The organism is Kosakonia sp. CCTCC M2018092 (assembly GCF_003864115.1).
Classification (GTDB): domain Bacteria; phylum Pseudomonadota; class Gammaproteobacteria; order Enterobacterales; family Enterobacteriaceae; genus Kosakonia; species Kosakonia cowanii.
The window spans coordinates 1,785,958-1,798,850 of sequence record NZ_CP034225.1 but is presented as its reverse complement, the minus strand read 5'-3'; the positions used below and the strand labels follow the sequence as shown (position 1 = coordinate 1,798,850).

Annotated in this window: 15 protein-coding genes and 1 tRNA gene; 11 read left to right on the top strand and 5 right to left on the bottom strand. The window is 54.4% G+C overall.

The features are described 5' to 3' along the window. Positions 1 to 243: 243 nt before the first annotated feature. A complete protein-coding gene (gene shiA / locus EH164_RS08445) occupies positions 244 to 1,560 on the top strand; it encodes a shikimate transporter (RefSeq protein ID WP_124967919.1) in 1,317 nt (438 codons plus the stop codon). Between the two features lie 41 nt (positions 1,561 to 1,601). Here shiA and cbl read toward each other — a convergent pair whose 3' ends face one another. Together cbl and nac are read right to left on the bottom strand one after the other, a co-directional pair. Further along, entirely contained in the window at positions 1,602 to 2,552 is a 951-nt protein-coding gene (gene cbl / locus EH164_RS08440; RefSeq protein ID WP_124967918.1) for an HTH-type transcriptional regulator Cbl, read from the bottom strand. 101 nt (positions 2,553 to 2,653) lie between these two features. Then, the gene (gene nac, locus EH164_RS08435) at positions 2,654 to 3,571 is read right to left on the bottom strand and encodes a nitrogen assimilation transcriptional regulator NAC (protein ID WP_124967917.1); all 918 of its coding nucleotides are present in this window, start codon (positions 3,569 to 3,571) and stop codon (positions 2,654 to 2,656) included. A 341-nt stretch (positions 3,572 to 3,912) separates the two neighbouring features. On the opposite strand from nac, the gene EH164_RS08430 reads away from it, so the two are divergent. Further along, positions 3,913 to 3,988, top strand: a tRNA-Asn gene (locus EH164_RS08430). 45 nt (positions 3,989 to 4,033) lie between these two features. Here the strand turns inward: EH164_RS08430 and EH164_RS08425 are convergent. Beyond that, the gene (locus EH164_RS08425) at positions 4,034 to 5,026 is read right to left on the bottom strand and encodes a GlxA family transcriptional regulator (protein WP_124967916.1); all 993 of its coding nucleotides are present in this window, start codon (positions 5,024 to 5,026) and stop codon (positions 4,034 to 4,036) included. A gap of 205 nt (positions 5,027 to 5,231) precedes the next feature. Between EH164_RS08425 and EH164_RS08420 the strand changes: the two genes are divergently transcribed. The 9 genes from EH164_RS08420 (at position 5,232) to EH164_RS08380 (ending at position 11,444) form a co-directional block, all read left to right on the top strand. Then, positions 5,232 to 5,909, top strand: coding sequence for an alpha/beta fold hydrolase (locus tag EH164_RS08420; protein WP_370277129.1), 678 nt, complete (start codon positions 5,232 to 5,234; stop codon positions 5,907 to 5,909). Positions 5,910 to 5,925: 16 nt separating this feature from the next. Beyond that, on the top strand, positions 5,926 to 6,540 hold the full coding sequence (locus EH164_RS08415; RefSeq protein ID WP_124967914.1) for an FMN-dependent NADH-azoreductase: 615 nt from the start codon (positions 5,926 to 5,928) through the stop codon (positions 6,538 to 6,540). Between the two features lie 10 nt (positions 6,541 to 6,550). Further along, positions 6,551 to 6,859 carry a YciI family protein gene (locus EH164_RS08410; RefSeq protein ID WP_164483607.1) on the top strand — a complete coding sequence of 103 codons (309 nt, stop codon included), beginning with the start codon at positions 6,551 to 6,553 and terminating at the stop codon, positions 6,857 to 6,859. A 105-nt stretch (positions 6,860 to 6,964) separates the two neighbouring features. Continuing rightward, positions 6,965 to 7,153, top strand: coding sequence for a YjfB family protein (locus EH164_RS08405; protein WP_023479145.1), 189 nt, complete (start codon positions 6,965 to 6,967; stop codon positions 7,151 to 7,153). A 104-nt stretch (positions 7,154 to 7,257) separates the two neighbouring features. Beyond that, entirely contained in the window at positions 7,258 to 7,959 is a 702-nt protein-coding gene (locus tag EH164_RS08400; protein ID WP_124967912.1) for a TetR/AcrR family transcriptional regulator, read from the top strand. Continuing rightward, positions 7,956 to 8,933 (top strand): MDR family oxidoreductase, encoded by a 978-nt coding sequence (locus EH164_RS08395; RefSeq protein WP_124967911.1) that lies wholly within the window; start codon positions 7,956 to 7,958, stop codon positions 8,931 to 8,933. The genes EH164_RS08400 and EH164_RS08395 overlap by 4 nt, the downstream gene beginning before the upstream one ends. A 133-nt stretch (positions 8,934 to 9,066) precedes the next feature. Further along, the gene (locus EH164_RS08390) at positions 9,067 to 10,521 is read left to right on the top strand and encodes an AMP nucleosidase (RefSeq protein WP_124967910.1); all 1,455 of its coding nucleotides are present in this window, start codon (positions 9,067 to 9,069) and stop codon (positions 10,519 to 10,521) included. Positions 10,522 to 10,660: 139 nt separating this feature from the next. Further along, positions 10,661 to 11,023: a hypothetical protein gene (locus EH164_RS08385; protein ID WP_124967909.1), complete on the top strand. Its 363-nt coding sequence runs from the start codon at positions 10,661 to 10,663 to the stop codon at positions 11,021 to 11,023. A gap of 13 nt (positions 11,024 to 11,036) precedes the next feature. After that, on the top strand, positions 11,037 to 11,444 hold the full coding sequence (locus EH164_RS08380) for a hypothetical protein (protein WP_124967908.1): 408 nt from the start codon (positions 11,037 to 11,039) through the stop codon (positions 11,442 to 11,444). Between the two features lie 61 nt (positions 11,445 to 11,505). Here EH164_RS08380 and EH164_RS08375 read toward each other — a convergent pair whose 3' ends face one another. Next, positions 11,506 to 11,730, bottom strand: a complete 225-nt coding sequence (locus EH164_RS08375; RefSeq protein WP_124967907.1) for a hypothetical protein — start codon at positions 11,728 to 11,730, stop codon at positions 11,506 to 11,508. Positions 11,731 to 11,837: 107 nt separating this feature from the next. Next, positions 11,838 to 12,731: a hypothetical protein gene (locus tag EH164_RS08370; protein ID WP_124967906.1), complete on the bottom strand. Its 894-nt coding sequence runs from the start codon at positions 12,729 to 12,731 to the stop codon at positions 11,838 to 11,840. Positions 12,732 to 12,893: the final 162 nt, after the last annotated feature.

Sequence of the window (12,893 nt, the reverse complement as noted above, 5' to 3'; positions counted from 1 at the left end):
TTTCGCTTCTGAATCCGTTAACAAATTTCCCGGATTATAGCGGGAATTGTTAAGGATATACCAGGCGCAGGATCAGACCGCTTAACGCTGTCAGGTACGACATCTGTGTAAAAGGGTTTTCTCGCGCGGGCTGTCGCTGTAGTCTCAAGGGCGGCCTTAATTTTGCCGCATACGATGTGAGTAATCCTTTCCCTGGTTTTAATAATAAAAAATTGCAAGATGTAAGGAACAGACAGGACAGCTATGGACTCCACACTCATTCCCCCCCGACCCGATGAGCAGACCCCATCCTCCCACCGCGCACGCCGCGCTGCATGGGGCAGCTTTGCGGGCGCCGTGGTCGACTGGTTCGATTTTCTCCTCTATGGCATTACCGCCGCGCTGGTATTTAACAGCGAATTTTTCCCGCAGATCGACCCGGCAATGGGCACGCTTGCCGCTTTTGCTACCTTTGGCGTCGGCTTTCTGTTCCGCCCGCTCGGCGGCATTGTCTTTGGTCATTTCGGCGACCGCTTAGGACGTAAGCGGATGTTGATGATGACCGTCTGGATGATGGGCATCGCCACCGCCTGCATCGGTATTCTCCCCTCTTTCGCCACCATCGGCTGGTGGGCACCGGTGCTGCTGGTAACCCTGCGCGCCATTCAGGGCTTCGCCGTCGGCGGCGAATGGGGCGGCGCGGCGCTGCTGGCAGTTGAAAGCGCCCCCGCCGGTAAGAAAGCCTTCTACAGTAGCGGAATTCAGGTGGGCTATGGCGTCGGCCTTCTACTCTCCACCGGGCTGGTTTCGCTGATCAGCACGCTGACCACCGATGAGCAGTTCCTGAGCTGGGGCTGGCGTCTGCCGTTCCTGTTCAGCATTGTGCTGGTGCTTGGCGCGCTGTGGGTGCGCAACGGCATGGAAGAGTCGGTCGAGTTCGAACGCGCGCAGGCACAAAAGCCCGCCGAGGTAAAAGCCCGCCCGCCGGTGTTTGAAGCGCTGGTTCGCCATCCGGGCGCGTTTCTCAAGATTATCGCCCTGCGGCTGTGCGAACTGCTTACCATGTATATCGTCACCGCGTTTGCGCTTAACTACTCCACGCAAAACCTGGGCATGCCGCGCGAACTGTTCCTCAATATCGGGCTGCTGGTGGGCGGCGTCAGTTGCTTTACTATCCCGCTCTTCGCCTGGATGGCAGATCGTTTCGGGCGGCGGCGCATCTATATTACCGGTGCGCTGCTCGGTGCCATGAGCGCCTTCCCCTTCTTTATGGCGCTCGAAGCACGCTCCATTCTCGGCGTAGTTATCTTCTCCATTTTGCTGGCGAATATCGCCCACGATATGGTGGTCTGCGTCCAGCAGCCGATGTTTACCGAGATGTTTGGTGCAGGTTACCGCTACAGCGGCGCAGGCGTCGGGTATCAGGTTGCAAGCGTGGTCGGCGGTGGCTTTACGCCGTTTATTGCCGCCGCACTGTTAACCTTCTCCGGCGGTGAGTGGCACAGCGTGGCGATCTACCTGATGGCGGGTTGCTTGCTCTCAGCGGTGACAGCGATATTTATCAGGCCGCAGCCACACTAATCCGATAAAAAAGCCTGCGTCTGCGCAGGCTTTTTTTGGCGTTAAATCTGGTAATCAATCACCGCTTCATCCGGCTCCATCACCTGGCGTTTGATCTCATCCACCGACAACCCGGCATTACAGAGTTCAATAAAGCGCCAGACATAGTTGCGCTGCAACTGCCCGCGCTTTAACCCCAGCCAGACGGTATTGGCATCGAACAGGTGCCGGGTATCGAGGCGCACCAGTTTCCCCGCTTCATGCTCGCCGCTGGATTGCTCCGCCACCAGCCCGACGCCGAGACCCAGCTCGACATAGGTCATGATCACATCGGAGTCCTGCGCGCTCAGCACCACGTCGGGAATTAACCCTTTGCGGGCAAAAGCTTCATCAATACGCGAGCGCCCGGTGATGCCCTGACGATAAGTGATCAGCGGCCAGCGGCAGATCTCCTCCAGCGTCAGCGGCGAGGCCTGCGCCAGCGGATGATCCTGCGGCACCAGCAGGCTGTGATGCCAGCGGAACCACGGGAAAGCGACCAGCGCGCTGTCATTGCTTAAACGCTCGCTGGCGATACCAATATCTGCGCCGCCGTTATGCAGCAGGGTTTCAATCTCCTGCGGCGTCCCCTGGATAAGCTCAAGGCGAACCTCAGGAAAGAGCGCGCGGAAGGATTTGATCACCGACGGCAGGCTATAGCGCGCCTGCGTATGGGTGGTCGCGATGGTCAGAACGCCGGAGGTGTCATTAGTGAAGAGGTCAGCGAGCCTGCGGACGTTGCTCGCCTCGTTGAGAATACGCTCGGCAATCACCAGCAGCGCTTTGCCCGGCTCGGTCATGCCCAGCAATCGCTTACCGCGGCGAATGAAAATCTCAATCCCCAGCTCCTCTTCAAGCTCGCGGATATGTCGACTCACGCCGGACTGCGACGTATACAGCATGTTGGCGACTTCCGTCAGGTTGTAATCCCGCCGCGCCGCCTCACGGATAATTTTAAGTTGCTGGAAGTTCACCCTTCGCTCCTGGCCCATCAATCATGACGTTATTGTTAAAGTCTGCGGCCAGGCAGAACAAATAATAAAAACCAGCAACTTATACTTTTAAGGAATAAAGACTAGCTTGCCAGTTGCAGCTCGCGATTCTCCATCGTCGGGCGGCTGACCAGCGACAGCAGAATGTCTTTCACCGCCTGCGCCTGTGGCGACATGCCGCCGCGTGCCGAGACATTAAGCGACAACGGCAGGCTCATTGATGGCGTGGTGATGCGCGCCATCCAGCCGTTTGTGGCGCTACAGAGCGAGCGCGCGGCGGATTCCGGCAGCACCGTCACGCCCATTCCGCTGGCAATCGCCGCCGTCAGGGTGGCAATCGATTCAATCTCGCCGATGATTTTCGCAGTCAGGCGGCGCAGGGAGAAGGCTTCATCCACCCGTAAACGCACGGCGCTGTAGTCGCGCGGCAGGAAGAGATTGAGTTCGGCAACCGCTGCCAGATCGACGCTCTGCCCCGGGCAATCCCGCGTGCCGACGAGGTAGAGATCCTCTTTCAGCAGCGGCAGGCTATTAATTCCGGCCCCCGGTGCGCGCTCGTAGAGCACCGCCATATCGAGCTGGCCGTTCAACAATTTGTCGTTCAGCACCGTGCCGCTGTTTTCATGCAGGTAAACGGTCACTTCCGGCAACTCGGCGCGCACGGCTTGCAGCAGCGGCATAGTCACGGAAGATGCGGCAGTGCCGGGCGCAAGGCCAATCGATACCTGGCCGCGCAGCGTCTGGCCGACGTTATGCACCGCCAGCTGGGCCTGTTCACACTGGCGCAGAATGGTGCGCGCATGGGTATAGAGGATTTTGCCCGCTTCCGTCGGCGTAACCCCGCGTTTGGTGCGGATCAGCAACTGTTGATCCATCTCGCCTTCCAGCGTTGCGACCTGCTGGCTCAGCGCAGGCTGCGCAATATGTAACACTTCAGCGGCCTGCGTCAGGCTGCCAATATCGACGATTTTTACGAAGTACTTCAGGCGTCTTAAGTTCATTTTGCCTCCTGTAAGGATTACCCATGCCAACGCTAAGAGTGATGATGTTGGGAGAGTTGCAATATGCTTGCCACATTTCCTGGGATGAATAAAAGAAGGGTTAAGCGGCTGGATAATAAGCCTTTCTAATCGCTACGTGATAAATGCAGTATGAAACAGCGGTTTGCTTATGCCCCATAAGGGGTAATTTGCACCACTGCGGTGCAAAACGGCGTATAAAGCAGCACAAATGGGCGCGGGATGCGCAGATTGCCCAATTTGTCAGCAAACGGTCATCTCATTGCAATCCACCCTTTGACAAGCCCGATGGTCATCGATAATATGCGCCCCGTTCACACGATTCCTCTGTAGTTCAGTCGGTAGAACGGCGGACTGTTAATCCGTATGTCACTGGTTCGAGTCCAGTCAGAGGAGCCAGATTTAGAAAAGCCCGCTTTTAAGCGGGCTTTTTGCTTTTCTGCATCAGCCGCCTTGCTCCATCGACAGGTTCTGCCGGCTTCTGCTCCACGCCTTGTAGCGCGCCGGGGACATACCTGTCACCGCGCTGAACGCCCGTCTGAAAACCGTCTCATCCTGATATCCGCAGGCAAAGGCCACCTGGCTGACGCTATTGCCGGGCACCTCAAGCAGCGTAATCGCGTTCTCAATCCGCACACGGGTGATAAACGCTTTTGGACTCTCTTGTAATAGATCGCGCATTTTCCGGTGCAGCGTGCGCGGCGTCATATTGAGCGCGGCGGCAAGTTGCTCAACGGTGATGGCCGGGTTCTGGTAGCGCACCAGATGTTCCGCTTTGGTTAATAGCGGGTCGACGGAATTAAGAAAGCCTTTGGGCGCATAGAGCTGCTGGGAGAGCGGCTGGCTGTCGGCAACCGCCATATCCGCCATCAGGCGAGCGATCTCTTTTCCGGCGTGGTTAGCGACAATATGCAGCGTTAAATCCACCCACGACAGCGGCCCACCGGTGGTGATGACATTGCGATCCTCGGCCAGCGCTTTTCCCCACACCGGTTTTGCCCGCGGGTAGCGTTCGCGAAACGTATGAAACAGCCACCAGGTGGTGGTGCAGATCCTGTCCGTCAATAACCCCGCCTCGCCAAGCACAAAGCCGCCCGCACAGGCACCCGCCACCACGCTTCCCTTCGTATGGCAGCCTTTTACCCACTGCGCGGCTTGCGCAACCGCCTCTGCATCAATCGGGTGCTTATCCTCATTCAGCTTCATGCCGCTGGCGATAATCAGATCCGGGCGCTCGGCAAACCCACCGTCGCTCTCGATCAGCCGCCCCTGCGCATCGGGCACGGCTTTGCCTCCGGCCGTCACGATCTGCGTTTCAAAACGCGCCGTGGCGTGATGATTTTGCCCGATAACCTGGTTTGCCAGCCAGAACATATCCGTTAACCCCGCCAGCGCTGAGCGCATACTGCCGGGTAATGCCAGAAGCGCAACGCGCATACGTCACCTCATAACTCTGTCCGATTTTGCATTATAGATGTCAAATAAGACACTACTCGCCTGCCGCAGATTCTTTCACACTTCTCCCAACTTCTCCTCCACTGATTAAGGGCTGGCAATGTGGCGCAACTTCACGCTGTTAACCATGCGGGTTTTTACCCTGCTGCTGATGACCGTTTTTTCCTCCCAGGCAAAGGAACAGACCATGCCTGATATCGTTCTGGTACACGGCGCGTTTACGGATGGCTCCAGTTGGTCAGCGGTGATGGCGCGGCTGCAGGCGATGGGCTATCACGTGACGGCGGTGCAAAACCCCCTTACCTCGCTAAAGGATGATGTTAACGCCACGCGCGCAGTTGTTGCCCGCCAGCCGGGCGAGGTTTTGCTGGTCGGCCACTCGTGGGCGGGCGCGGTGATTAGCGAAGCGGGTAACGATCCGCGCGTCAAAGGGCTGGTCTATCTTTCGGCACTGGTGCCGGACAGCCACGAGTCTGTCGCCGACTTGCTGACGCGTTTACATGCGCCGATGACGGGCTTATCTGCCGACGAACAGGGGCTGATCTGGCTCGACGACCCGGCACTGTTTCATAAGGTGATGGCAAACGACCTCTCCCGCCAGCGGGCGCAGCTGCTTGCCGCCGCACAGCAGCCGATTGCCGCACGCGCTTTTACCGACACCCTCACCCATGCTGCCTGGCACGATAAACCGTCATGGTATCTGGTGACCGAAAATGACGCCGCCCTCAACCCAACCGTGCAGAACGCACTGGCAAAAGCGATCGGCGCGACGCGCGTTTCACTCTACTCCAGCCATCTGTCGATGATCTCCCATGCCGATCGCGTGGCTGAGTTTATCGATCGGGCTGCCCGCACTCTTCCCTGAACCAGAGGCTATTGGTATGAACATCCTGCATATTGATTCGAGCTTTAATCACGCACACTCCGTCTCGCGCCTGCTCTCCCGGGAGATTGTCGACCGGCTGATGCAAAGTGGGCGCTATGACGAGGTGGTTTATCGTGATGTTGTTGACGACGAGATAAGCCATCTGACCGCGCCCATCGCCGCTGGCTTCCGCCCGGTGGCAGAGAGCGATCTCGCGGCCGATGTCGCCGTTGAGCACCGTCTCTCCGAGGCGCTGGTCGCGGAGTTTCTGGCAAGCGATCTGATTGTTATCGGCGCGCCGATGTACAACTTCTCCATTCCGAGCCAGCTGAAAGCGTGGCTGGATCGCCTTGCCCAGCCGGGCAAAACCTTCAGTTATACCGCACAGGGCCCGGTCGGGCTTGCCGGTGATAAGGGGGTAATTATCGCCTCTTCGCGCGGCGGCTTTTACCACGATACCCCGCTGGAGGAGATGGATTTCCAGGAGCGCTACCTCAACGCCTTTTTTGGTTTCCTCGGCATCACCAACGTTGCGTTTGTGCGCGCGGAGGGGATCTCGAAAGGAGATGCAGTGAAAGAGCGTGAAATTCAGCGCGCCATCGCCTCAGTGGCCGATGTCATTAACCTGTAAGGAGCCGAAAATGTTATACGCAGTGACATTACGCTGGATAACCTCGCCTGAGCAGCTGGAGCCGTGGCGCGAGGGGCATAAAACATGGCTGGTGGAAGGGCTTCAGCAAGGCATTGTGATTGTCGCGGGTCCGCTCAGCGACCATTCCGGCGGCTTTATTCTTCTGCAAGCGCAAGATGAGAAGCAGATTGAGGCTTACCTCCAGCGCGATCCCTTTATTATCAACGCCCTCGTCTCGGTAGAGCGGGTCGCAGTTGAGCCGGGGCTGCGCTCAGTGGATTTTCCCGCGCAGTGGGCAGCCGCAGCGAAGGCGGTATAGCGGGCAGGCTTAGCATAAAGTTTTGCGTCATCTTGCCGATAACAGAGTGCGGCGTTTATTTCGCCGTGCTGAGCGATGTTGCTCGACAACAAAAGGATGATCGACATGGATCCAATTCAGATCGCATCATTAGCCAGCAGCCTTGATTCTTATCAGCTCGATAACCAGGTGAACACCCTGGTGCTGAAAAAGGCGCTGGATTCGCAACAAGCTATTGCAACGGATCTGATCAAACAGATCCCGCAGTTGCCTTCTAATCCGGCTATCGGTCGTACCATTAATACGACTGCCTGACGGAGTTGCCCGCCTTGTGCGGGCATTTTTCTCTCCCCTTCTCCCTTGCCTCTTCTCCCCGTCCGGCGTAGCCTTAGGCTGATTAAAACCAATCGGTCTAAATTATGGATGGCGATAATACATTGACGCAAAAGCCGCGTCGTGGCCGCCCGCCGCAAAAGGCTCGCGACTTTACCGACACTCGTCAGGCGCTGATCCGCTCGGGTCTGGAGGTGCTGACAGAAACCGGCTATCTCGCTGCCGGGATCGAGGCGGTGATCAAAAATATCGCCGTACCTAAGGGATCGTTTTACCACTGCTTTAAGAGCAAAGAGGCGTTCGGTATGGCGGTGCTTGAGGCCTACGGTGCCTTCTTCGCCCATAAACTCGACACTTTTCTGCTCGATACATCACTTCCCCCTTTACAGCGGCTGGATGCCTTTGTCCATCACGCTGGTGAAGGGATGGCGAAGTATGATTTCCGCCGCGGATGCCTGGTCGGCAACCTGTTGCAGGAGACGCCGCTGTTACCCGATGCCTTTCCGGAGCAGCTAAAAACCATTCTGCACGACTGGGAGTGCCGCGTGGCGGCATGCCTGCACGAAGCGCAAGCCTGCGGCGAACTGCCGCAACAGGCGTCGCCCGGGGCGCTGGCCAGCCTCTTCTGGTCCGGCTGGGAGGGCGCGGTGATGCGCGCCAAACTCTTTCGCAGCGCAGAGCCGCTCGACCACTTCTGGGCCTACTTCCGCCAACATATTCAAATAACACCTGCAGAGCCGGCATTACGCCGAAATCCACCCCTCATGACGAGGAAAACGCAGTTATGAAAGCATTAGTTCTGGAACAACATGAGAAACAGACCCTCGCCGCGGTGCAAGAGATCGCCCTGGCGGATCTTGCCGAGGGCGAGGTAAAAGTCGATATCGACTGGTCCTGCCTCAACTACAAAGATGCGCTGGCGATCACTGGCAAAGGCAAAATCGTGCGTCAGTTCCCGATGGTGCCGGGCATCGATTTCGCCGGTCGCGTCAGTGAAAGCCGCGATGCGCGCTACACGCCAGGCCAGGCGGTGCTTCTCACCGGCTGGGGCGTGGGGGAAAACCACTGGGGCGGCCTGGCAACCCAGGCCTGCGTGAAGGGCGACTGGCTGGTCCCACTGCCGCAGAGCCTGAGCGCGCGCAATGCGATGATCATCGGCACCGCCGGTTTTACCGCCATGCTCTGCGTTAACGCCCTACAAGAGGCGGGCGTGAAACCGCAGGATGGGACGGTGCTGGTTACCGGTGCCAGCGGTGGCGTCGGCAGCACGGCGGTTGTCCTGCTGAAAGCGCTCGGTTACAGCGTGGCGGCGGTGACGGGTCGCGAATCGACCCACGCGTTTTTGCGCCAGCTTGGCGCGGATCAAATCCTGCCAAGAAGTGAGTTTGACGAGACGCGCCCGCTGGAGAAGCAGCTCTGGGCAGGCGCGGTCGATACGGTTGGCAGCAAGGTGCTGGCAAAAGTGCTGGCGCAGACCAACTATGGCGGCTGCGTGGCGGCCTGCGGTCTGGCGGGCGGTTTCGATCTGCCGACCAGCGTGATGCCGTTTATTCTGCGCAATGTGCGTCTGCAAGGGGTTGACTCGGTGATGGTGCCTGCTGAAAAGCGCAGCGCCGTCTGGGAGAAGCTGGCGAGCACGCTGCCGGAGAGCTATTACCAGCAGGCGGCGACCGAGATCGCGCTCGAACAGGTCCCTGCCACTGCCGCAGAATTCCTCAACAACAATATTCATGGCCGTACGCTGGTCAACATCCACGCGTAACCCGCTTCCGGCGTGCGCTGGCGCGCCGGATCTTTTCTCCCCCCGTTTCTTCCGAATCACTGGCCGGCAACTTTCGTTTCACAAAGTCGTGACATATTATCGGTAGAGCCGTAACGCAGATAAGGAGATAAAAATGACCAACGAGGGTGCAAATCTGACCCCGGAACAGGCGCTGGATCAACTGGAAGCGCTGTATGACCGCTCCGTCAATGCCCTTCGCGAGGCGATTGGTGTCTATATTGAGAAAGGTGAGCTTCCGGACGTTGAAGCGCGTGAAAAAGGGCTGTTCGTCTACCCGCAGTTATCAGTGAGCTGGAACGGCAGTGCCAGCAAACCGTCGAAAACCCGCGCCTATGCGCGCTTTACCCACGCGGGCCGCTACTCTACCACCGTTACCAGGCCGTCGCTGTTTCGCGCCTATCTTATCGAGCAACTGACACTGCTGTGCCAGGATTACGGCGCGCAGATCGAGGTTGGCCTCTCGGCCCACGAGATCCCTTATCCTTATGTGATAGACGGTTCAGAGCTGACGCTGGATCGCTCAATGAGCGCTGGCCTGACACGCTTTTTCCCGACCACTGAACTGGCGCAGATTGGCGATGAGACGGCAGATGGCCTGTTCCATCCGACCGAGCTCTACCCGCTGTCGCACTTCGACGCCCGCCGCGTCGACTTCTCGCTGGCGCGCCTGCGCCACTACACCGGTACGCAGGTCGAGCACTTCCAGCCATTTGTGCTGTTTACCAACTACACCCGCTATGTGGATGAGTTTGTGCGCTGGGGTTGTAGCCAGATCCTCGATCCCGATAGCCCCTATATCGCCCTCTCCTGCGCGGGCGGACACTGGATCACCGCCGACACCGAAGCGCCGGAACAGGCAATCTCCGATCTGGCGTGGAAGAAGCATCAAATGCCCGCCTGGCACTTAGTCACGGCGGACGGTCAGGGTATTACGCTTATCAATATTGGCGTTGGCCCGTCGAATGCGAAAACCATCTGCGATCACCTGGCGGTGTTGCGCCCGGATGTCTGGCTGATGATTGGTCACTGCGGCGGCCTGCGCGAGAGCCAGCAGATTGGCGATTATGTGCTGGCCCACGCCTACCTGCGTGATGATCATGTTCTTGATGCGGTTCTGCCACCGGATATTCCGATCCCGAGCATCGCTGAAGTGCAGCGCGCGCTGTATGACGCCACCAAAGAGGTGAGCGAGATGCCCGGCGAAGAGGTAAAACAGCGCCTGCGCACCGGCACGGTGGTTACCACCGACGATCGCAACTGGGAGCTGCGCTACTCAGCTTCGGCGCTGCGCTTTAACCTGAGCCGCGCGGTAGCGATTGATATGGAGAGCGCCACCATCGCCGCGCAGGGTTACCGCTTCCGTGTACCTTACGGTACGCTGCTCTGCGTCTCGGACAAGCCGCTGCACGGCGAGATCAAGCTACCCGGCCAGGCGAACCGCTTCTACGAAGGGGCGATTTCCGAACACCTGCAAATCGGTATTCGCGCCATCGACCTGCTGCGCGCCGAAGGCGATCGTCTCCATTCGCGTAAGCTGCGTACCTTTAACGAACCCCCTTTCCGATAAGCCTGCCTCTCTCACCGCCAGTTTCGGCTGGCGGTGAAGAGCTATGCCCCATCAGAGAGGAGTAAATAATCAGGCAACTGATAACGTTTGATAGTTATCTTCCCACCAATACATAAAGCTTTTATTTAAGCGGATAAATATGGCAACGATAGGATTCTGTTTGATCATTTTCTTTTTGATATTTTCTGTCGTGATCATCTTTATTGGTGTACGTAATTCAGTGGTCAGCGGGCGCGAGGAAGAAATGATAAAAAATAGAGGTAAAGAGACCACCGCGCTGATCACACATACCGAGCAGAATAAAAACCAGAGTATTGAGGGGGTGTTGCATCTCAACCTCATGCTTGAATTTAGTACTGATAATCAAGTGAGAGTCACACAGCGCGAGGTTTTTGTTCGTATGCTCCATCTTGATGAGTTCAGGGCAGGAAAGAGTGTGACGATATGCTATTTAGCAGAAGATCCGACGAAACTTGTCGTGCTGGGTAATTGCATAAACTGAGGTAACGAAATCAATGGCTATGCAGCATTTTTTCGCCAGCCTGAAGCCTGTTGAGTGGATGAGCATCCTGGTGAGCATTTCCGTCACACTACTCTTTTGCTGGTGGATCTGTTTTGGTTTTAAAGGCAGGTCGACCAGCATTCTCGCTGGGATTATCTACCTTACACGTCACCGTTGGTCCGGCAAACTTCACTCTACGCAGATTGTGTCCTGGGAAGAGACCAATACATTTTATGAAAATGCCCGTTTCGTCGATCTCTTTTTTTATCTTGATTCGTCACCCAATCGTTATTGCGCCAAGGCTCTGGTCTCCCCGCTCCAGCTACATATTTTGCGGCATGGGTTACCGATCGTGGTTAAAAAGGGCAAATGGAAACTCATTGCCGTAATGCACATCGGTGAACATGAGAATGCTGGTTAGCATTGGGTAAGTAAACAACCTAAAAGGAATAGCGGTGTTTAAAAACTGGATTACAAATATGTCAGCGTTTGAGATGACCTTTCTTATGATTGGCATCGCTACGCCTGTCGTCTTTATCATCGCTATTTTTTATACCTTCCGGGGAAGCGCTACCGCAATGAAAACGGCAAAAGTGTTTCTTACGCGCGAGAAGTGGCCGGGAAAACTGCACAACACACGCATTGTTTCCTGGCAGCAAACGAATATGTTCCATGGCGACAACCTCTTTATCGACATCTTTTTTCATCTCGATAATCCTCCGCAATTACATTCTGCAAAAGCTCTCATTACACCCGCGCAGCTGCACCTACTCAGAAACCACTGCATGCTTTCAACGGAGCAAAGTCCTTTTCCTTATTTATCTAAAAAAGATCCTGATGTATCCAAGATACATCGTTCAACTTTGAATTTGAAACCATTAGAACTATTAAAGTCTACCGATTCATTTTTAAAAAAATCCTCAAGGTTATTAACTTGAATTTCATTCTCATCAATCAGAATTTTGTCTTGTGATGAGCCAATAAAAACAACGCCAACTTTTTTATTTTTAAGATTTAGGCAGTGATTTTCTTCATTGAAATCTAACGATCGGGCAAGAACATAAGTTTTCGCAAGAAGTTTTTCCTCACTAAAATATTTATAAAGACATAAGGATAAAAAACCGGCGACGATTGCTGAAAAGACTATAAAACAAAATGATGATGCAGGGAAAGCTTCATAATTATCATTATTTTTGAAATAACCTATTATATTAAAAACATGAAATACAGAAATGATAATGAATAAAAAAAGAAAAGGATATAAGTATTTCAAAAACAAGAAGAAACTTAAAAAAGATCTGGTAAAAGGAAATGCAGAGGAATCGATACCGAAAACACTATTTATAAGAGATGATGATTTTGCTGTGCAGAAGAGTAATAACGCAGAAATGGACAAAGAAATCACCAACTTTACAACCCCAAAGCTCCACAACGTTTTAAAAAATGATAACCTCTCTATTGAAATACCTAACCATAACATCGAAAAAATTATTGTAAATATAAACAATGTAAATTTCCATTTCGTTAACCAATCATCGGGATCAGTGTTAGATATACTTAAGATGAAACAAATTCCAGATAAAACAACCAATATAATTAATGTATTTGGAACGTCGTACTCTTTCCTGATTTTTTCACGTTCATCTTTGTTTAATCTTTTTAAAATAGCATCTGCCAGAGCGTTTAATTTATTTCTGTTACTATTCATATTAATATAATCCTTTTTGTTGATTTACTTGGATACTATTATCACGATAGAAATGAGTTCCTATTTTAGGGCAAATTAATTTTTTTACTATTTTTGGGAAATACTAATAATAAATAATAGATTAAATATCACAATAATTCAATTAAATATAAGCCATCCTTA

Excerpts from the sequence above, each read along its gene's own strand:
- shiA (WP_124967919.1), top strand. The coding sequence starts at position 244 with ATGGACTCCACACTCATTCCCCCCCGACCCGATGAGCAGACCCCATCC.
- EH164_RS08395 (WP_124967911.1), top strand. The coding sequence starts at position 7,956 with ATGAAAGCATTAGTTCTGGAACAACATGAGAAACAGACCCTCGCCGCG.
- EH164_RS08380 (WP_124967908.1), top strand. The coding sequence starts at position 11,037 with ATGGCTATGCAGCATTTTTTCGCCAGCCTGAAGCCTGTTGAGTGGATG.
- EH164_RS08425 (WP_124967916.1), bottom strand. The coding sequence starts at position 5,026 with ATGCGCGTTGCGCTTCTGGCATTACCCGGCAGTATGCGCTCAGCGCTG.
- EH164_RS08420 (WP_370277129.1), top strand. The coding sequence starts at position 5,232 with ATGCCTGATATCGTTCTGGTACACGGCGCGTTTACGGATGGCTCCAGT.
- EH164_RS08415 (WP_124967914.1), top strand. The coding sequence starts at position 5,926 with ATGAACATCCTGCATATTGATTCGAGCTTTAATCACGCACACTCCGTC.
- EH164_RS08410 (WP_164483607.1), top strand. The coding sequence starts at position 6,551 with ATGTTATACGCAGTGACATTACGCTGGATAACCTCGCCTGAGCAGCTG.
- EH164_RS08405 (WP_023479145.1), top strand. The coding sequence starts at position 6,965 with ATGGATCCAATTCAGATCGCATCATTAGCCAGCAGCCTTGATTCTTAT.
- nac (WP_124967917.1), bottom strand. The coding sequence starts at position 3,571 with ATGAACTTAAGACGCCTGAAGTACTTCGTAAAAATCGTCGATATTGGC.
- EH164_RS08375 (WP_124967907.1), bottom strand. The coding sequence starts at position 11,730 with ATGAAAAAAGATGTCGATAAAGAGGTTGTCGCCATGGAACATATTCGT.
- EH164_RS08390 (WP_124967910.1), top strand. The coding sequence starts at position 9,067 with ATGACCAACGAGGGTGCAAATCTGACCCCGGAACAGGCGCTGGATCAA.
- EH164_RS08400 (WP_124967912.1), top strand. The coding sequence starts at position 7,258 with ATGGATGGCGATAATACATTGACGCAAAAGCCGCGTCGTGGCCGCCCG.
- EH164_RS08385 (WP_124967909.1), top strand. The coding sequence starts at position 10,661 with ATGGCAACGATAGGATTCTGTTTGATCATTTTCTTTTTGATATTTTCT.
- EH164_RS08370 (WP_124967906.1), bottom strand. The coding sequence starts at position 12,731 with ATGAATAGTAACAGAAATAAATTAAACGCTCTGGCAGATGCTATTTTA.